This is a genomic window from Streptomyces aureus, assembly GCF_000725495.1.
GTDB lineage: Bacteria > Actinomycetota > Actinomycetes > Streptomycetales > Streptomycetaceae > Streptomyces > Streptomyces aureus_B.
In genome coordinates, this window is sequence record NZ_JNZD01000020.1 from 48461 (window position 1) to 67491 (window position 19031).

At 68.3% G+C, this 19031-nt stretch carries 20 protein-coding genes; 15 read left to right on the forward strand and 5 right to left on the reverse strand.

The features are described from left to right. Positions 1-162: 162 nt before the first annotated feature. Positions 163-1026 (reverse strand): hypothetical protein, encoded by an 864-nt coding sequence (locus tag IO36_RS23725; protein WP_051900865.1) that lies wholly within the window; start codon positions 1024-1026, stop codon positions 163-165. Positions 1027-2027: 1001 nt separating this feature from the next. On the opposite strand from IO36_RS23725, the gene IO36_RS23730 reads away from it, so the two are divergent. The 8 genes from IO36_RS23730 (at position 2028) to IO36_RS23765 (ending at position 11394) form a co-directional block, all read left to right on the forward strand. Further along, the gene (locus IO36_RS23730; protein ID WP_037622791.1) at positions 2028-2585 is read left to right on the forward strand and encodes a hypothetical protein; all 558 of its coding nucleotides are present in this window, start codon (positions 2028-2030) and stop codon (positions 2583-2585) included. Beyond that, complete coding sequence (locus IO36_RS23735; protein ID WP_158997452.1) at positions 2576-4231, forward strand: Mu transposase C-terminal domain-containing protein; 1656 nt, start codon at positions 2576-2578, stop codon at positions 4229-4231. Before IO36_RS23730 ends, IO36_RS23735 begins: the two co-directional genes overlap by 10 nt. Before the next feature lie 236 nt (positions 4232-4467). Next, positions 4468-5304, forward strand: a complete 837-nt coding sequence (locus tag IO36_RS23740; protein ID WP_078943389.1) for an AAA family ATPase — start codon at positions 4468-4470, stop codon at positions 5302-5304. Further along, positions 5301-6068: an AAA family ATPase gene (locus IO36_RS23745; RefSeq protein WP_051900868.1), complete on the forward strand. Its 768-nt coding sequence runs from the start codon at positions 5301-5303 to the stop codon at positions 6066-6068. The genes IO36_RS23740 and IO36_RS23745 overlap by 4 nt, the downstream gene beginning before the upstream one ends. Next, positions 6065-7186: a hypothetical protein gene (locus IO36_RS43290; RefSeq protein ID WP_051900869.1), complete on the forward strand. Its 1122-nt coding sequence runs from the start codon at positions 6065-6067 to the stop codon at positions 7184-7186. The genes IO36_RS23745 and IO36_RS43290 overlap by 4 nt, the downstream gene beginning before the upstream one ends. Positions 7187-7925: 739 nt before the next feature. Beyond that, entirely contained in the window at positions 7926-8522 is a 597-nt protein-coding gene (locus IO36_RS23755) for a helix-turn-helix domain-containing protein (RefSeq protein WP_037622792.1), read from the forward strand. A gap of 23 nt (positions 8523-8545) precedes the next feature. Next, positions 8546-10672 carry a hypothetical protein gene (locus tag IO36_RS23760; protein WP_037622794.1) on the forward strand — a complete coding sequence of 709 codons (2127 nt, stop codon included), beginning with the start codon at positions 8546-8548 and terminating at the stop codon, positions 10670-10672. Next, positions 10672-11394, forward strand: a complete 723-nt coding sequence (locus IO36_RS23765) for a hypothetical protein (RefSeq protein ID WP_037622796.1) — start codon at positions 10672-10674, stop codon at positions 11392-11394. Before IO36_RS23760 ends, IO36_RS23765 begins: the two co-directional genes overlap by 1 nt. A gap of 136 nt (positions 11395-11530) precedes the next feature. Here IO36_RS23765 and IO36_RS23770 read toward each other — a convergent pair whose 3' ends face one another. Then, a complete protein-coding gene (locus IO36_RS23770) occupies positions 11531-11974 on the reverse strand; it encodes a pyridoxamine 5'-phosphate oxidase family protein (RefSeq protein ID WP_037622798.1) in 444 nt (147 codons plus the stop codon). Between the two features lie 634 nt (positions 11975-12608). On the opposite strand from IO36_RS23770, the gene IO36_RS23775 reads away from it, so the two are divergent. From IO36_RS23775 to IO36_RS43295, 7 genes are all read left to right on the forward strand, one after another. Then, complete coding sequence (locus tag IO36_RS23775; RefSeq protein WP_037622800.1) at positions 12609-12983, forward strand: hypothetical protein; 375 nt, start codon at positions 12609-12611, stop codon at positions 12981-12983. A gap of 1442 nt (positions 12984-14425) precedes the next feature. Further along, positions 14426-14620, forward strand: a complete 195-nt coding sequence (locus IO36_RS23780; protein WP_245173445.1) for a hypothetical protein — start codon at positions 14426-14428, stop codon at positions 14618-14620. A 5-nt stretch (positions 14621-14625) separates the two neighbouring features. After that, positions 14626-14964, forward strand: a complete 339-nt coding sequence (locus tag IO36_RS23785) for an ArsR/SmtB family transcription factor (protein ID WP_037622892.1) — start codon at positions 14626-14628, stop codon at positions 14962-14964. A 116-nt stretch (positions 14965-15080) separates the two neighbouring features. Beyond that, positions 15081-15437 (forward strand): ATP-binding protein, encoded by a 357-nt coding sequence (locus IO36_RS23790; RefSeq protein WP_245173447.1) that lies wholly within the window; start codon positions 15081-15083, stop codon positions 15435-15437. Between the two features lie 50 nt (positions 15438-15487). Next, entirely contained in the window at positions 15488-15667 is a 180-nt protein-coding gene (locus IO36_RS23795) for a DUF6126 family protein (protein WP_037622803.1), read from the forward strand. Positions 15668-15877: 210 nt separating this feature from the next. Next, entirely contained in the window at positions 15878-16375 is a 498-nt protein-coding gene (locus tag IO36_RS23800) for a hypothetical protein (protein WP_037622804.1), read from the forward strand. Positions 16376-16502: 127 nt separating this feature from the next. Further along, positions 16503-16853: a YceI family protein gene (locus IO36_RS43295; protein WP_051900870.1), complete on the forward strand. Its 351-nt coding sequence runs from the start codon at positions 16503-16505 to the stop codon at positions 16851-16853. A gap of 62 nt (positions 16854-16915) precedes the next feature. Here IO36_RS43295 and IO36_RS23810 read toward each other — a convergent pair whose 3' ends face one another. From IO36_RS23810 to IO36_RS23815, 3 genes are all read right to left on the reverse strand, one after another. Beyond that, positions 16916-17317: an SMI1/KNR4 family protein gene (locus tag IO36_RS23810; protein ID WP_037622805.1), complete on the reverse strand. Its 402-nt coding sequence runs from the start codon at positions 17315-17317 to the stop codon at positions 16916-16918. Further along, complete coding sequence (locus tag IO36_RS44770) at positions 17283-17465, reverse strand: transposase family protein (protein ID WP_280923749.1); 183 nt, start codon at positions 17463-17465, stop codon at positions 17283-17285. Before IO36_RS44770 ends, IO36_RS23810 begins: the two co-directional genes overlap by 35 nt. Positions 17466-17546: 81 nt before the next feature. Next, positions 17547-19028, reverse strand: a complete 1482-nt coding sequence (locus IO36_RS23815; protein ID WP_037622806.1) for a hydrogenase large subunit — start codon at positions 19026-19028, stop codon at positions 17547-17549. Positions 19029-19031 lie beyond the last annotated feature (3 nt).

The following is a 19031-nucleotide window of genomic DNA, read 5'->3' on the forward strand; positions in this document are numbered from 1 at the left end:
ATTTGATCCGGTCCGGGTGATCCTGCATCTGAGAGGGCGGGCCTCCTTCATGATCGAGAGCAGGGATCAGGATTGCCCGGCCAAAGCAGAGCGTCCCCCCGCCGCGGCGCTGGCCATCGGGACGCGGCTGCAGGCAGAGGCTGCAGCCGCTCTCGACCCGGCTCAGTCGAACTCGTCGAACAGCATCTGCTGGGCGGCGGGCGCCGAGCGGGGCCGGGGGAGTGGGCGGGAAGGGTCCGGGGGAGGAAGCGGGCTGCCGTGCTGGCCGTCGGTCAGCAGGTGACGGCACGCGTCCCGCAGAGCAGGCAAGTCGTGCTGTGCACCGAGCAGGCCGAGGAAGTCCTCGACGCTCCAGCCGATGAGCGCGCCCTGGCGCGAAAGGTACAGCGCGACGGTGGACATGGCGTGCGTGTCGTTGTGGTCGAGCAGCAGGTATCCGGCGAGCTGGTAGACCGCTTCGCGGTGGAGGCGGTCCGGGTTGATGGTCGCCTTGCAGTCGATGAGCGCCCGGTCGAGGATGAAGTCGGCGTCCGCTCCGCCGACGGCGAGGCTGCCAGCGAAGACGGGGCCGCAGATCCGGGCGTCGGCTGGCAGAAGGCGCAGGTTCTCGAAGGGGCCGGGGTGGGCGGCGAGTTGCATCTGCTGCCGGATGTCGTCGACGACGTAGTCCGCCACCGCGTTGAGGAGATCGTCCAAGGACGCCTCCGGGATGCACAGGCCGAGGCTGTTTCCGCGCATCCACCCGCCGTGCCGGAAGATCGCTTCGAAGCTGGAGGCGACGTGACACAGCCGGATGAGCCGGTCCTCGTCCGCAGCGGCCAGACACAGAGGCTGTCCCGCATCGCTCTCGTACCGGGTCAGCTCCTGCACCATGAGATCGCCGGCCTTCTGCACAGCGCGGATCACCTCCCGGCTGGGCCAGCCGTCGTCGTCCAGGACGGCCCGCTCGATGCCCTCCTTGATGGGGGAGCCGGTCGGGGCTCCCAGAGAGATGCGCAGACGGTGGTCGATGGTGTGGCCGAGCATCCGGTACTCGGGCTTCAGTCCGGCCTCCGCCCGAGGCCGGACCGGGGCGGGAAAACAGGCTAAGCGTTTGCGGAGGTCGGCCAGTACGGCCCTGGTGTCAGGAAGCTGTTCCGCCAGAAAGCGTGAAATCGCGGAGTGGGGATCTTTGAGGTGAGAGGTAAGGCTCATGCGGGCATCCTGGACCACGGTTCTGACAACGTCCCCGCGCCGAAACCTTCCTGCGACCGCCCTCGATAGGCGCATCGCGCCACGCGCACTATCCAACCTGGACGCGGCATGCCTCCCCATCAGCCATGACAGCGTCGCCTGCGATCTCAGCAGGACTGCCGAGAGGCGACATCAGGCCAATTGTTTATTGAACGGCTAGCGTCGAATAAATAGGTGCAGTTCCTATTGTCAGACCCCGACGCTAAAGTGCCCGCCTCCATGCGGCGGCCGCCCATTCTGAATGTCGTGCGCATGATTGAGCGGCTCGAGGCGGTAAATTACTCGCGAGTGAAGAAGGCGTCCCTCCGGTTTGCCTCCGTGTCCGGTGGCGTCTAAAAGGCGATCCATGGGCAACAAGGGGCGACCTGCGCATTCACGTCGGCGGTGGCGGCGGTTCGGATCCGGGTTGGCTGAACCAATCCGCCCCTGCCCTGCAGTTGCGGGGCTGCCCGGGGTCGTCGGCCGCCGCCGTGCTCCGTGCCTCGCACCGTGCGGTCGACCGGATGCCGGCGGTCGCTCGAAGGCGTGAAGTGCCGGAAATGTGCCACCGCTTGGATGTCGGCCTGAACTTGCTTTGCCGTCCGCGCAGCGACCCTAGGGTGCCGTGCACCGAAGCCGAGCCCGGCTCTCGGCCAGCACTCAACTCGACTACGCCCAGGGCGCGTTGAACGTTCATCGATGCGTGAACCGCACCCTGGCTCACAGTCCGCCACGCACGCGCATCCATCGGCTTTGCCGCATGCGTTCCGGCGGGTACTCCGACACGATCACAGGAACCCTGGAGAAGACTGCAGATGGGATTCGGACGGCTAGGAGCCCGCGGCGTACCAGGGGCGGTGGCCCTCACCATCACACTCGACGAGATCGCCCAGGTCACCCACCCCTATCGGAGCCCGCCTCCGGAGCGCCTGCGACGCAACCTGCTCTATCTGACCCGCTCTCGCACCGGCTATACCTACATGCACGACTGCGGCATTCGCATGGACCGACGCATGATCACTGCCTGGCTCGCCGAGGAATGCCTTCCAGCAGCCGATCAGCAGCGACGACTGGAAGACGCCTTCCGTCTGCTGCGGCGCCGCAACATGACGTCCAGCATGACGCGCCGGCTCGATGCCGACGGCGGGACCCGGGTGGAGATCTACCCCGTCGACCAGAGCGCGGTCGAAGGAAAACACCGCCGCAACCCCCGCTGGCGGCACAAGAACATCTACCGCTGGGCCCCCATCGTCACGGCCTGGTCGTGCAGCGACCTGCACGAGCTGACCCGCGCGTGGCATGACGTCATCACCGACCTCGACTCCGACTGGCGCATGTACGAATACGTCGACCACCTGGGGTTTTGGGCCTGACCCCCGTCAAGCCTCAGCGGACCGTCCTCGTCGATCACGAGCCGAAGGAAATTCGTATGGAGCCCAACGACTCCGACGACCTCACCGACACAGATCCCCCGTGCAAACGGCGTGCACGCCGCGAGCTGGTGGAGCCGGCCACCCGAGCCCTGCTGCAGCTTCAGGGACGTGGCGAACTGACCACCGCCCACGCGCAGCTGGCCGCCTACACTCTCCGCCAGAATGTCAGAACGGTGTACCGCAACCTCGCCCGCGCCCGGCGCGGCGAGCCGCTGTACCGGCAACGGGAGCGCTTCGAAGTCACCGACGACCTCCGCGTCCTCCTGGCCTACTACCGCGGCAACATCAAACGCGTCCACGAAGAACTCGAACAGAATGCCAAGGCCGCCGGCCGCAAGCCGGTAAGCCTGTCCACCCTGCACCGCGCCATCAGAAGGGATCTGACCCCGGGCGACCTGGCCGGATTACGCGTGGGTCTACCGGCTTCCCGTAATCACGATCCGCACCTGCGCCGCCCGCCCACGGCGCGTAACGAGGAATGGGAAGGCGACCACAAACAGGCACCCGTGTGGGTCTGGGCCAACGGCCGACTCCTCAAGCCGTGGGTGACCTGGTTCTGTGACTGTCACACCGGCATGATCATGGGCTGGGCTGTCACCCCCCACTTCCCTCACCGCGGCTCCGTCCTGGCCGCCCTGCGCGCCTGCATCCTGAGCACCGGCCCCCACGGTCCGGCAGGCGGCCGGCCCACACGGATCCGTATCGACCGGGGCAAGGACTTCCTGTCCAATGCCGTCCAGGACGCCCTCGGCGCTTTCGCCGTCCAGGTCGACGTCCTACCGCCCTACAGCCCCCGCCTCAAAGGCAGCATCGAAAACCTCAACCTCGCCGCCACCAGCAGGTTCTTCTCCACCCTCCCCCGCTACACCGGTGCCCAGAATCTCGACACCCGCCGCAGAGCAGGCGAGAAAGACCCGCCGCTGACGTTCGAGGGCTTCACCGACCTGTTCGCCACCTGGGTCACCACCCGCAACACCGAACACAAGATGGCCGACTACGGCGGGCTCACCCCTCTCGAGTGCTGGAACAGCGACCCCACCCCGCTGCGCGAGGTACCAGCACAAGACCTGCATGCCTTCCTCCTCGAAAGCGACCGCTCCACCCGGGTCATCCACAGCCACGGCATCCGCTTCAAAAGCCGCGACTACATCGGCGGCTGGATGACCGGCCGCGCCGGTACCCGCGTCCGCGTCCGCTTCCAGCCCCACCAGATGGACGAAATCGAAGTCTTCGACGCCGACAACCGGCGCCATCTGGGGACCGCCCACCTCGCCGACCAGGCCAGCACAGAACAGATCGACGAGGTCTACCGCGCCCGTTCCCAACGGGCCCGCGATCTGCGCCGCGATCTGCGCAAGGCCGAGGCGCTGCGCAGGCGCCGCTTCAAGGCCGTCACCACCGCCGGCCCGGCCCGCACCACGGAAGTGATGACACGCAAAGAGGCCACCAGAGAAATGCGCGGCCTACGAGCCACCCGCCCCGCCGACGACCTGCCCCCCGACTACATGCCCCGCCGGGTCACCCCTCCCAGCGGCTGGGCCGTCCCCAGCACCCCCACGACTGCACCAGCCAAGGAACAGACGTGACTCCATGGACCAACACCACTGCCCCGAGGCCAGAAAGCACGCCCGCAACACCAGACCGGGACCGCCCTTTTGATGGCCGTTCAGGCCCAGAGCCCTGTTCGCCGAACCAGCTCCAACATTCAGACGCCGTCGACGTGCCCGATACAGCCACCAGCCAGCTTCTGACCGCCGCGCCACCCGTTCACGTCGCAGATCTCCAAGACCCCGACCCTTTGACGACCGTGAAAGAGACCGCCATGACCGACTCCGCACAGCCGAATCCCCGCACTGACCAGGGCGACGAAGTCGTCGGCGAACCCGACTTCTACCTCAACCTCGCCGACGCCCGCATCGTGGCCACCGAAGCCCTCCTCGAAGCCAGCGAGAACATCGCCGACACCATCGAAGCCCGTGCGATGTCCTGCATCTACGGAGACGCGGGCCTGGGAAAGACCTTCTCCGTCCTGGCCGCCCTGAAGGAAATCTCCGCCGAACGCGTCCTGCTGCTGCAGTTCCGCTCCCGCCCCACACCCCGTGACATCCGTCAGGAGCTGTTCAACGAACTCCATCTCGAAGGCGAACCCCCCTCCCACCCCAGCGAGTTCGACCGCCTCCTGAAGCGGACCCTCACCCGCAAGCCCTACGTCCTCGTCTGCGACGAAGCGCAGCAGTTCAGCCGGGAATGCTTCGAGTTCGTCCGCCACCTGTGGGACACCGGCAAGGGCGCGAACCGCCCCGCCGTCCTCTTCGTCGGCGGTGAAGAGGCATACAAAACCCTCTACAGCGAACCCGCCCTCGCCTCCCGCATCTACATCTGGCAGGAGTTCGCACCCATGGAAGCCGACGAGGTCCAAAAGAACATCCCACTCTTCCACCCCGTATGGGCCGACGCATCCCCCGAACTCATCGACTTCGTCTACGAAGAAGGCGCCGGCGGCACCTTCCGCGTCTGGTCCAAGATCACCTACCACGTCCTCGAAGGCATGAAGCGCCGCGGCCTGAGTGAAGTCGACGAAAACATCGCCCGCTGGGCCCTGCGCCGCGCACTGCCCCACCGCCGCAAGTCCCGCCGCCCCCAGACGGACGCCGGATGACCCACCAGCCGGTCGCCTCACCCGCGCCCCACTACCTCAACCTGCCCGGCGCCCGCACCGTCACCACCCAGACGGTGCGGGCCGCCGCCCACGCCCTGGACCGCGCCGCACGCGAACAGAGCATGATCTGCCTGACCGCCGACCCCGGCGTCGGCAAGACCTTCACCCTGCACACCCTGTGCGAGCAACGCCCCGACCTGCCCGCCCTGCACCTCCTGCCACGCCCCCAGGCCCGCCCCGACGACCTGCGGCACAGCCTCTACCGCGCCCTCAACCTGCCCGGCGACCCACCCCAGGACCCCGGCATCTGCGACGACTACCTGCGACACGCCCTCATGCATCCGCCACGCCTGGTCACCGTCGACGAAGCCCACCAGCTGTCCGCCGCCTGCATCGAATACCTGCGCTACCTCCATGACGACCCCGACCCACAGGTGACCATCGTGCTGCTCGCCAGCCAGCCCCGCCTCAAAGCCCTGCGCTCGAAACAGACGCTGATCAACCGGGTGGCCGCCTGGCATCTCATGGAGCCGCTCGACCCGGACGAGATCCTCACCATCCTGCCCGCCTTCCACGCACTGTGGCAGACCACCCCCAGCCACACCCTCACCCGCCTGGACAGCCTCTGGGCGAACGGCAACCTCCGGCGCTGGGCTGCCCTGACCCACCAGCTCCAAGCCATTCGGCACCGCCACCCCGACCACCCGGCCGACCCGGAAACCCTCCTGCGCCGCCTCAGGCCCCGACTGCCCCGCACCGCATGACCCCGACGTCCTCGCCCACCGCACCGGCCGACACCCTCGCCAAGTGGCAGCCCAGCTGGTCACCGGACCAAACCGACCCCGGCCTGCCACCTATCACGGTGATCACCGACCCCCACGACCACGCCAGCTACACCACCACCGCACTCGCCGCCCACCAGCCCGCCGCTGGCCGCATCACCGTCCACCCCACCCCTTTGGCCACCGCACCCGCCTACCTCGCCCACGACCTCATCCGCGCCCTCGGCAAACACCTCCCGCCACCGGGCACCGAACCACCCTGGTGGACCACCAACGCCGACGACTCCTGGCGGGCGGCGGTGGCATGGACCAAGGCCCTCGGCATCAGCCACTACGTCATCTGCCGCGCCCATCGCATCACCGCCCGCCACCTCGAACACCTCATGGCCCTGCGTGAACACACCCGCATCCAACTCACCCTCGTCGTCAGCGGCCCGACACCGGCCGCCCTGGCCGCCATCCTCAAAACCGTCCCCCACCACCACGCCGACACCCTCGAAGGCGCCCGCCGGCATCTGCCAAACGCCCACCAGCCCCTGGCCGCTCCCTCAGACCGCTACCCCTGGTGGCATCCCGCCCCCTTCCCCGCACCACCCGACGAACCCTGGTACGAGCTGCCCCCGCGCCCCCGCCGACCGGCCCCCCTCACCCACGACAGCCCTGGAGCCGATCGCACCACCGGCCGCCCCCCACCGACCGCCATCACCCACCCCGACATCAGCCATGAAGCCGTGGCCCAGCGCATCCACACACGCATCGGTCATCCCGCGCACGCCGCAGCCGTCGCTGTCCGTGTCCTGGCTGGCTACGACACCGACCAGCTGTCCCAGGTCACCATCCCCACACCGCAACGCCCACGCGCCGACCTGCCTGCGCATCTGCCCGCATGGGTTCTCCCTCTCCTGAACGCCTCCCGCATCTACACCGAACTGCAGGGTCAAATCCGCAGCGACCTGCCTGCCCACCTGTCGGGAGCCGACAAGCCCTTCCGCCTCGCTGGCTGGGACAAAGACGACGTCGCCCGCGCCACCGAGACCTGCAACCTCACCCCAGCCCCCACCCGCAAGCGCCCCAACACCTCCAGAATGAGCAGACCATGAACGCCTATCCAGCCCTGGACGCGCTCCTCGCCGCGCACACCCCTGCCGCCCCCCGCCGAACACGCCCGCAGACACCGCTGCCATCGAGGCCGGATGGAGCAAACCGCAGATCATCATCACGCTGACCGACCCGGAATCCATCGTCCGCAAGCTGATCGACAAGCTCGGCACCGGGCAGGCGCAGCAGGCGTGCACGGTACTGAAGCAGTTGGTGGAACAGGCCCCGAGCGATTCCCGACGGCTGCAGTAGGGACGCGGGGAGTGAACGCTCAGCGGCAGCCGCACGATGTTCTGCGCGAGGTACACCCGAAGCGGATTGCTCCGTACCGGCATACCACCGACGGCAACGGGTGCGGTGTGCCAGTACTGAGCGCGGGTGTGTGGGGGTGGGTGTGAAGAGAGGGACAGCGGCCGTTGACGGACGGCGGGTGCCCCTTCAAGTCTTCATCGAACGTACCACGTGATCGCTGCAGTAGACGCGCGATGGCAGCCCGCCCGGCCAGGGCCGGGCAAGCCGCTGTGACCATGCGGTTCGACGGTCACCTATCGCCTTGCTTGCCTCGCTCCCGCCGCGCGGAAGCGAGGCGACCGGCAAGCTCGTCCGTTCTCATCGCGGAGCCAGCAGGGAGGTCTGAGCACGCGAGCGGTGTCCCGACGGTCCATCTTTGACGAACCCTCCAGGACCCCGATAATGTTGGTCCTAAATCAGATATCAGAGTTGGCATAGAGGATAGATGAAATGCTGCTGACGACCGGGCAGGCAGCCCAGGAACTCGGCTGCGCCATCACCACCTTCCGCCGTCTCGTACACGCTGGACTGCTGCCGGGCCTGTCCCGCCGCGGCGTGCGCGTCATGGTCCCGCTCAACGTCGTCCAGGCACTCAGCGAACGCCAGCACGCCCCGCTGAACCAACTGGCCGCCAAGGAAATCGCCGTACTGCGGGTCGACGCGGCCAAGCCCGTGCAAGAACCGGACCGGGACTGGATCGGCTTCGCCGCAACCCTCCCCCCCAGCGACCTCCTCGCGGCGCTGCGCGGCTGGTGGCGATGCGACCCGGCCGACATCGCCGCCGGGGGAGTACTGCCCGTCACCCTGTCCGGCTACGTCGTCGCCGTCCTGACCGGCCTGGACCGATGGCAACGCAACGACGAGAGCCGCCACGCCTTCCCCGACGCGCGTCTGGTCGGCTACGTCACCGACCTCGCCACCCCCCAGACCACCATCACCGCTCAAACAGACGACGGCCGTCAGCTCGCCGAACTCCTCCTCGGCACGAGGCTCGCCTCCCACTCCGGCGGCGCGATCGCCTACGTCCCCACCCACACCGCTGACTGAACCGCCCGGACAAGGAAGCCCCGATGGACGCACACAGCTACAACGCCGCTCTCACCGAGCTGCGCACGGTGCGGGACGAGATCAAAAAGGCCCGGGCCGCGCTGACGAAACTGGAAGCCGACCGCGACCAGCGCATCGCCCAACTGGCCGCCTACAGCAAGGCAAAGGCAGAGCGCATCGCCCCGGCAGCCGGGCTCAGCGTGGCCGACATCGTCACCCTCGCTCCGGCTCTGGCCCCGGAGAGCCTGACCACCGCCGAGACCGTCCCACCCTCCGCAGAGCCTGCCGTCCCCGCCGCGGACGACAGTCCGGCCGAAGCCGCACGGGAGCCTGCCCCGCGGACCGGAGCCGTAGCGCCTGCCATGGCAGGCAGGCAGCCGTCGCCTACAGCGTCCCCCGCCCCGGAGAGCGGAGCCGTGGACCCTGGTACTGGTCGGGACAGGACCGCAGTCCAGGATGCACCGCGTGAACTGCCGTCGATCCCCGAAGGCCCTGCAGGGGACGGCTGGTTCACGCACACCCCGAAGCTCGTCTCCCAGTCCCCGAACTTCACCCAGCAGGCCCGCTCCACCGTCTTCCTGGACACCGACACCGGCGTGCTGGTGCACCGCCAGCAGACCCACCGCCTCGACCTGGGCGACGCCTCGGTCGCCGCCATCCTGACGGCCGTCTTCCATGTCCTGCCCGAGGGCGTGGAACGCATCTACATCACCGCCGGTGACCCCTGGCACCGCGACGCCGACCGCTATCCCTACCTGCGCGACGCGGTCGCCGCCTGGCTGAATGCCCCCACTCCCGGCTGGCGCACCGACACCGGACGCGGCCGCGACGGGATGGCCGGACACTTTGTCCACGCCCGCAACCCGGTCGGCCGCTACCAGCGCGAAAACGGTGAGGAGCACGTCGAAATCCGGTCCGTGGGGGAGTGGTTCGACGTCGACGCCGCTGACCCCGCGACCGTCCGCGACGCCTTCGTCCTGCTGTGGCAGGCCCTGCGCCGCCACTGGAGCGACGCCGTCATCATGGGCTCCCCCTCCCAGACCGGCCGCGACCTGTGGACTCGCACCATCCCCCAGCGCGGCCAGCACGCCGACGGCTTCCCCGTCCTCTCGGAAGAACTCCGCGGTCTGCTCCATGCCACCGCGGGCCAGGGCCGCAATGAACTGATCACCCCGCCCCGGGTCCCCGGACAACTGCCCCAACTGGTCGAGTACGACCGCACCTTCGCCTACGCCAAGCACACCTGGAAATCCCCGGTCGGCACCCCCCGCCGCATCACCGCAGCCACGTTCGCCGCCTGGTCCGAGAAGGAACAGCAGCGTGCCCTGTACGGAAGCGGCCACTGGCAGGTCAAGGTCACCGTCCCCGACACCTGGCAGCATGTCGGCATCCTGCCCGCCCCCGCCCCCGGCGACCGCGCCTGGCACTACCCCGCCACTCCCGGCGCCACGTTCACGACCTGGGCGGGCGGCCCCGAAATCCACACCGCCCTCACCAACCCCATCCAGCCGTGGAAGATCGAAATCCTCGACGGCATCCTCTGGGACGACGGCAAACCTCTCGACGACTGGGCCAAGAAACTCAAAGAGACCTGGACCAACCTCTCCGCCCAGGCCCATTTCCAGGGTGACCCCCAGCAGGCCCGCGCCGCCCACCTCGCCTCCCGCGCCGTGCGCTCCATCCTCCTGTACGGCATCGGCGCCTTCGCCCAACGCCCCCGCATGGTCACCGGAACCACCCCCCGCACCATGGAACGCGACGTCCCGCCGGACGCCGAAATCATCAGCTTCGACGACCAGTTGATCACCTGGCAGAAGCCCACCGGCTTCAGCCGCGACCCCAACGCCCACCCCGAATGGGCCGCCGCGATCTGGTCCGGCGCCCGCGCCGCCCTCCTCACCCAGCGCCACCGCGACGACAACACCTACGCCGGCGCCCTGCACACACCGGCTGGCACCGTCGTCGCCTTCCGCACCGACGCCCTCTACCTCACCGCACCCCAACACTGGCCGCACCACCACCAGCCCGGCGACTACCTCCTCAAAGGCCACCTCACCCACCCGGTCCCAGCCCCCACCACCGAGGAAGAACTCCTCGCCCTGCGCGACGCCGGACGCACCACCCTCACCCAGACCGAGGGACAGGCCTGATGCCGCCACGTCCTCGCCGCAACCGCCCCACTGGACAAAGCCAGTTGAACGAGGCCGCCCAACTCGCCGACCAGCTCCAAGCCGCGGGTTACACCAAACGCGACATCGCCCGCATCATCAACCGCGACCCCTCCCTGGTCTCCCAGTTCTACACAAAACACAAGGGCGCCGCCTTCGTCCCCGCCCTCCAACAGGTCCTGGCCGCCGTCCAGATGGGCGGCATCACCGACCTGCCCGAACTCACCGCCCTCGCCGCCCGCTACACCCATCGCCGCACCACCGCCTCCGGCACAAGAGCCCGCGTGCGCAGCAAAGCCGTCCTGATCACCCCCACTGGTACCGGCACCGGCCGCGTCGCCGCCCAGGCCATCGCCTCCGGCTCCTCCCGCCTGCGCCCCCTCATCGCCGAAGCCGCCCGCCAGGGCCTGCGCCTGGCCTTCACCGTCCGCCTCGCCAAAACCGGCTACCTGCACCCCTCCGGCAGCCGGACCGACTCACCCGGTATCCGCCGTGACGTCATCCAACGCGCAGACCACACCGAGGAACGTGCCTACGGCTCCGCGCAGACCGGCGGCCACGACGCGGCCGACTTCGCCCGCCGCGTCGATGCGGCGGGCGGGGACGTCACCGCCGCCGTCCATCAGTGGCTCGTGGAGACCGGACGCATCCGCCCCGACGCCCACATCCTTCACCTGGAAGTGCGCACCTGGCGCCCACGCTGAGCCTGCCGCACATCGTGCAGCCGCGAAAGAAGCACTGCAACAGGTGATGGGCAGGTCGGTGGAGTGTCCGAGCGATGCTGCATGCGTCTGATCTGATGGTCTACCGAGTTTCTGCGCCGGCCGGACGCGGCCGGGATCATCGGCGAGCTGTGTTCGTGAGCCGAATCCCGGTGACCACTTCGGGGTGGATGCGGACAGCGAGGTCCATGGCCTGGTCCACCCAGGGCTGCAGGCGCTGCTGGTAGTGCTCCAGTTCGGCGGGGTCGGTGACCAGGCTGGCATAGCCGGTGGCGACCACGCTCCAGCCGGTGTGAGTGCCGGGGTCGATGACGTCGGCTTCGTAGGCGACTACGACACCTGGAGCCGGGCTGTCCTGGATGTGGGCTGCGAGGGCGGCACCGTGGTGGGTGCGGACGATGATGTCGCCGCCGAGCACGATGTGGTTGACCGGGCGGATGGCCGGCAGCGCGTGCTGGGTGAACACGATCCGGCCCAGCGAGACGGTGCTCAGCAGGTGCAGGGCCTCGGCAGGAGCCAGTTCGAGGGTGCGGCGGCTCGGGGTGGGGGTGTCCGGGTTCATCGGGCGTTCCACAGCGGCTGTTCCGGCATGGTCACGTGTCCTTTGCACAGGTCACAGCAGGGCACAGACATGATCAGTAGACGGGTCCGAGCAGCGTGGCGCTAGGGCCGTTCGGCCCTTCCTGGAATGGATCGGGCCCGGTTCACCCTGGCTCATGGACGCCACTGCCCGCGCCACCGCGGATGCAGTTCATCGGCAGGGTGAGAACGCGGTGGGAGACCTCGGTGAAAATCACCCCGAGTGGCCGGTTCGGGTCCTGGGGGTCTTCGCCAAGGATTCCGCTGTTCGCACCCGTGCAGGACCCGTTGCAGGGCGTGGACGCGGGAGATCAGCCGGGGCCGGACAGCTGCAGTGCCACCAGTGGCGGCACCCAGATCCCGAACACGCATTCATGGGCAGGGGGGTGCCTTCGAGACTGATGTGCCGTCCGCGCCGAAGGAGCTCTGAGTACGTCCCTCGTACCCGATTCTTCGACAGGAATGGTCGGTAAGCGGTTCTCTTGCACTCATGCCCGGTCACCGGATGTCAGCCTCGAAGATACTCCGCTGGTGACTGGGGCCTGCGCATACGGTGCGGTCACGCGGACGGGGAATTGCCGTCCCTGCCGCGTGACCGGCAACCAAGGGGAGACGCAATGGCGAGTGTGGAAGTGTCGCTGAAGGAAATGATGACCGAGGCCGAGGGAGCCCTGGGGGCGGCCGTCGTCGACTACAGCAGTGGCATGGCCCTGGGTACCCTGGGAGGGAGCAAGAATCTGGACATGACGGTCGCCGCTGCCGGCAATACCGATGTCGTCCGTGCGAAAGTACGCGCCATGGAGCAGCTGGGTCTCAAGAGCCAGATCGAGGACATCCTGATCACCCTCGGACACCAGTACCACCTCATCCGGCCGGTTGCCGGGCGCAACGGCAACGGCCTGTTCCTGTATCTCGTGCTCGACAGGGCGCGCTCGAACCTGGCGATGGCCCGCCACCACCTCAAGCGCGTCGAGGGGCAGCTGGAGATCTAGACCGGCCGGAGCCCTGGGCTGACCTATGCCCACGATATGAAGACTTCTTCAAGTCGCCATATCGGCATGATCTCAACAGCGGATGCGCGTGGCCACGGGCGAGAGGTACCGGTACTCGTGGACACATCCTGCGGCGGCGCCCTCCCGGGCGTCGCCGCACCGTGGCGGGCAACTGGCCATCGGACAGGACGGATTTCCACAGGTAGCCGATCTGGATGAACTGATGATGGGAGCGGCAGGGCCCACGCTCGGGAGTCAGCGCGCATGGCGGACAGAATCCAGGGTTCGGCTTCGGTGTTTGCCGGACGCCGATGGACGAGAGTCTGCTGACAGGCCTGCTGGGGTGCGGGTGGCTCCGGTACAGGAGGCAGACACCGCGCACGTGATCCCTCGAATGCTCCCGGTGCGCCCCAACGCGCAGGCCGGACAATGGATTTGGGCTTGCCGGCTTGCGATACTGCAGGAGCGTGCTGTGCACGTCGGCTCCTGGTTGCCTCATCCCCGTGACGGCCAGGGGCCGTTCAGAGCACGGCCCTTCACGGCCCTTCACGGACACCCCGGCAGAGGCGCTCGCCGGCTGGCACTGCTTCGTGGCTTTCTCCTCGCAGGTTTTCACGTGCTCCAGGTGGGCCTCCTGCCTTGACGTTGCCTTCGGCCTGTACAGCCTTCCTCCCGCGAGGGCGCCGCCTTCGTCCGGTTCGACGGGTGATGGGGGAGACGCTGTCGATCACGCGGGGCTGCCGGGCTCATCGGAGGGGCTGGTGGGCCGGACGCCCTGTCACCAGAGCTGTCAGCCGGCCCTTCCGCCCTATCGCAGGTCCGTCCGCCCTCACTGTGCTGCCGGCTGGATGAACTGGCCCCCGGCGACCCGGCTGCGGCTGGCTGGCCAGCTGCGACAGACACTGGGCGACAGAGGCCGAAGAGGGGACACGCGACACGCAGGCCATGGACCACGACCGGGTCTGGGACACCGTCGTGCTGCCCACGGTGGCCCTGGGGCGCTACCGGGGATGGGAGCTGCACCCCGAGGAGAGCCTGAGGCGCGGCTCCCCTCCGGCGCTCAGGCCGTCCCCGTCTTCGGGCCGTCGGTGTTCCTTGCGGTGCTGCTGCAGTGCCCGCGCCGGATCACCGCCCTGGTCGCAATGCGGTCATCTACGCCGTCTCGATCGCCGGCACCGTAAAGGGGAGTGATCGCACTGGCAGCCAGGTGGATCAACTTCTCAGCCAAAGCATCCGGGCAACGCCGCTGCGGCTTCCTGGCGACCGTTTGACAGCGACGGCCGGCTTTCCACGGGCCCGTTCCTGCTCAGCCCCGGTCTCGGGTGCGGCAGCGGGTGGGATACGCCGGGGCCGTGCTCCTGCCGGGAGCGAGAACAGCCCGGCTACGTCGACTAGACTTGAAGAGTTCTTCAATTCACTAGTTGCCTTGATAGGCAGGTCGGGTGAGGTGGTCCGGGGTGGGTGGCTTCGTCGAGGCCGTGCTGGAGCGGGTACGCAAAGCGCGGGCCGGCCTCACGGCCGCTCTTGCTACCGAGAGCCCCTACGAGGTGGCCGTGGCACAGGGCGAGCTGGAGGACGCGCTGCGCCTGGCCCGAATGCATGACATCGACCCCGGCGAGGGGGCCTTGGAAGGGTGATTGTGATGCCGGTTCCGCTTTATGAGGCGAAGGCCGAGTTCTTCCGGATGCTCGGGCATCCGGTACGTATCCGGGTACTGGAGCTGTTGCAGGACGGCCCGAAGCCGGTGCGCGATTTGCTGGCCGCGATGGAAGTCGAGCCGTCGAACCTGTCTCAACAACTGGCGGTGCTGCGCCGCTCCGGGATTGTTACCGCCACCCGTACCGGATCGACGGTGGTCTACGAGCTGGCGGGCGGCGATGTCGCAGAGCTCCTCGCAGCGGCGCGGCGGGTCCTGTCCGGGCTGCTGTCCGGGCGCAAGGACCTGCTGAACGAGTTGCACGGTCCAAGGGCAGCACGGTGAGAGGCACCGGTCGGTTCCGGCCCCCCTGGCATCGGGACAGGCCCGCGGCGGCCGTCGAGCAGGTGCCGCCACCGGCGCGGCGGCACACTGTCGCGGTGCTTGTGGGACCCGGGGCGGTGACCCAGGCCCGCGAGGCGGTGGCCAGACATCTTGCGGACGCCGGCGTCGCTCCCGGCTCAGCGTTCACGGACGCGGTGCTGCTCGTGGTCAGCGAGCTGGTCACCAACGTGCTGCGGCATGCGACCCGCTCGCCGGTCACGGACGTCGGGATTACGGTCGGTGCCGGGCATCTGGTCGTCAGCGTGGCCGATGCCGAGCCGTGTCTGCCCGACCTCACCCCCGCTGGTATGGGGGCCGGACTGTTGATGGTGGCCGAGCTAGCCGCCTCGTTCGACGGTGCTGTCAGCGTGGAAACGGCCGCAGGCCATGACGACGGCAAGGCTGTCCTCGTCCGGTTCCTCCTACCCGCATGAGCACCGGCTTCATCAGCACGTAGAGATCGCAGGAACAGGGAGACGACACGGTGGATGACCAGACGGCCGACGGGCCCGCGAAGAAGCAGCGCCAAGGCAAGGCCAAGGACCGGGAAAGCTGGATCGAGCGCGGTGTCGCGCTCCGGGCGGGCTTCTATATCTTCGGCACCCATCTGTTCGCCGGTTTTGTGTGGCTGCTGTTCTACCTGGGCGGGCACGCGCACAAATAGCCGACGGCACAAGCGGGCCGTACATGCCGGGGGCCGGTCGGCCCGCCATGAGGTGCTTTGGCCCATGGCCAGCCGGTGCGGTGCCGGAGCACCGTTCTTGGGGACCCCCTGGTTCTCTGCCTGGGGCGTTCGTGCCCGGCGGTTGAACGGAGTGAGGGCCTGGCGCGGGCGGCTGTGGAGTGAGCACAAACTGAGAAAGGTCCATCCGAAGTGATCGCTGTCGTGGGACATCCCGATCTCACCACGCTGACGCTTGCCCTGCTGGAAGAAGAGCTGCGCACCCGGCTGGCCGGTCTGGCCCAGGCCGGCAGGGCGGGCCTGGTACGCGCCGGGCAAGGACTGCCGGTCGCCTTCGGGAGGGCCGCTCGAGCCGCGGGGCTGGCATTGGTGACGGTCCTGCCCGCGATGCAGGGAGTGCTCGCGCCGCTTCGGGAGGCGGACCGCAAGGCCGCCGGAGAGTTGCTGCTGCTGTCGCAGCAGGTGCGGTTGCTGGAGTACGAGCCAGGCCTCGGGAGTTCGTGCGTAAGCGCGGACGAGGACCTGTTGCGGGGCTGCACCCGGGTCCTCGCGGTGTGGGACGGGTCACCGTCGACCTTCCGGGATGCGACGGCCCATCTCGTTGCCTTTGCCCGCGGCCTCGGCCTGGACGTCGAAGTGCTCTGGCCTGCCGGTGCAGATCGTGTCAACACGGCTGGGGAATCGGTGTGACCTCGGCGCTTTCCGCCCCTGTGGCTCAACTGAGCCGGGGAGGCACTGGAGCTCCTGGGCGGTGCGGCTTTGAGGGAACGGGTGGGTTTTCTCCCCTGGCGCTCTCCCTGCTGAAGGAGGGAGAGCCTTGTGGCTCGCGCTGCGAGACTTCCTGCTTCGCAGCCGACTGCCGGTCCGCAGGTGTCCGCTGAGGTCTTGCACACAAGCCGACACCGTCCCTCCGGCGGCAGCAGGGTTCTTCGCTGCATTCACGTTCGAGGGCCATCTGACTATCCGCGGTATCACCCGGCCGGTGACTTTGACGCCCGCGTTCGGCCCCGGCCCCCAAGTCGGCACCAAAGCTGGCTTCTCCGCGACCACCGAGATCCGCCGCATGGACTTCGGTGTCAGCTGCAACGGCCCCATCCCCGGCGGCGTGGCACTCGGCGAGAAAGTACAGATCATTCTCGGCATCGAGGCAGACCTCACCACGCCCTAGACGTCCGGGATGGCTTTGTTCACGAGTTGGGGGATCAGGCACAAATTCCGTGAGGACGCCTGTCAGGCAGGCGAGGGCTCAGATTCGCCCCATTTCCATCCTGTTTCGGGGAACTGCTCAAGCAGGGCAGAGAACGAAGTTGCCTGGTGGATGGCAGAAGACCAGTCCTGCGCGGAGACGTCGAGCAGGACCAGAGGCGGGGGTTCCTGCCGAAAGTCGTAGGTGAGCATTTCGCGGCTTCCGTCCCCACCGATGACGACGCTACCGGGGAAGCGTTCCTGGAAGTCGCCGGCCTCATTGACTTCGATGAGCTCCGCAGTGGCATTGATCATCAGGAAGTCGTCCGCAGGAGGAACGAACCAGGCGATGCTCCCTTCCGTGGCCAGGAAGTGTCGGTAGTCCTCGGGAAATCGGACTCCGAAGCGGCGCTCAGCCTGCGCGATCTGGTCGTCGTTCGAACTCATGAGGCCGTTCTATAACGTTTTCGCAGTACAGTCGCCGAATCCTCAGCTCGATCCGTACCGGCCGATCCCCGACCAGCGTGTCGGCAAGGCTTCTTTCGTACCTGCTGTGCACCCGGTTGGACACCACCGCACACCCGGGGCAGACCACCCCAGCCTCCCGGGTTCTCGCCCTCAGATGAATCGCTCCGCACTCGAGGAAGTTCTCACGTACAGAGCCACCAGGAGGATGTCAAAGGTCGTTGCCCGCGTAGGAGAGGTTGAAGCTTTTATTGGTCAGCGGGAAGTCCGGGACGATCGTGTCTGCCAGGGCGAGCGGCAGAGCGGGCCAGTTGAAGAATGACGGATCGACCGGCTTGACCCGGGCCAGGGTGCCGTCGAGGGCGAGTTCGACACGGGTGGCGATGGTGCCGCGCCAGCCCTCCACCAGGCCCACGCCCGTACGAGGGCCAGCACCGGGAACGGGTGATGGGGCCAGTACCGTGCCTGGAGCCATGAGCCCGTCGGCCAGCTGATCAATGAGAGCGAGCGAGGTCTCGATCTCCTCGGCCCGGACCAGGAAGCGGGCCAGTACGTCGCCGCTGTCGTGGACGGGTACCTCGAGCAGGGCACCGTAGGGGGTGAAGGGGTGGGCGGTGCGCGCGTCGCCCGCCAGCCCGCTGGCGCGGGCGACGTAGCCGAGGCAGCCGATGTCGCGGGCGGCCTGCGTGGTGAGGATGGCGGTTCCGGTGAAGCGGTCACGGACGGTGGAGTGGCCGAGCGCCAGGTCGGTGATCTCACGGATGTCCTCGCCGATCGCCCGCAGGCGGACGGGGTCGGGCAGGGCGCGCAGGGCGGCGCCGCCGGGGATGACGCCGCCGCGCAGCAGTCGGTGTCCGGTGATCTCGGCGCCCAGGCGCAGGAGCTGTTCGCGGACGCGTTGGGCGTGGGTGTTGAGGATGCCGTGGCCGACGTCGTTGCAGAGCATGCCGAGGTCGGCGACGTGGTTGTGGAGGCGTTCGAGTTCGAGGAGGAGGGCGCGGGCGCGCTGGGCGTCGGCCGGGACTTTAGTGCCGGTGGCTTCCTCGACGGCCAGGCAGTAGGCGAGGGCGTGGCCGACGGCGGTGTCGCCGCTGATGCGTTCGGCAAGCGGCAGCCCGGCGGCCACCGAGCGGCCCTGGAAGAGCTTCTCGATGCCCTTGTGGACGAACCACAGGCGGGCCTTGAGTTTGAGGATGGTCTCGCCGACCACGGAGAAGCGGAAGTGACCGGGTTCGATCAGTCCGGCGTGTACCGGACCGACCGGGATCTCGTAGACGCCGTCGCCCTCGACTTCCAGGAAGGGATAGGGGCCCTCCTGCTCGCCGAAAGGCGGCGGAGGCCCGGCGTCGGGGCGCATCGGGTACCAGCCGCGGGGCCAGTGGAAATGCCGCACGAGACGGCGTGGCAGGGGGTGGTCGAGGGGAACGATGCCGTGCAGGTCGCGCATCTCGCGCTCGAACCGGCCCGCGGGAAAGGACAGCGGGGCCAGGGTCGGCACCTCGGGCCGGTCGCGGGCGAGGCGTACGTGGAGTTCGATGCGGGTGTCGGGTGGGCCGGAGGCGAACAGGTAGACGATGCGTACCGCGTCCGGGTCGTGGTGGGCGGCGATCAGGGCCAGACGGTGTCCGGCGGCCAGCAGTTCTTCGGCCCGCTTGGCCAGTTCCGCCGCGTGGATGTCGTGCATGGTGCGCATGGC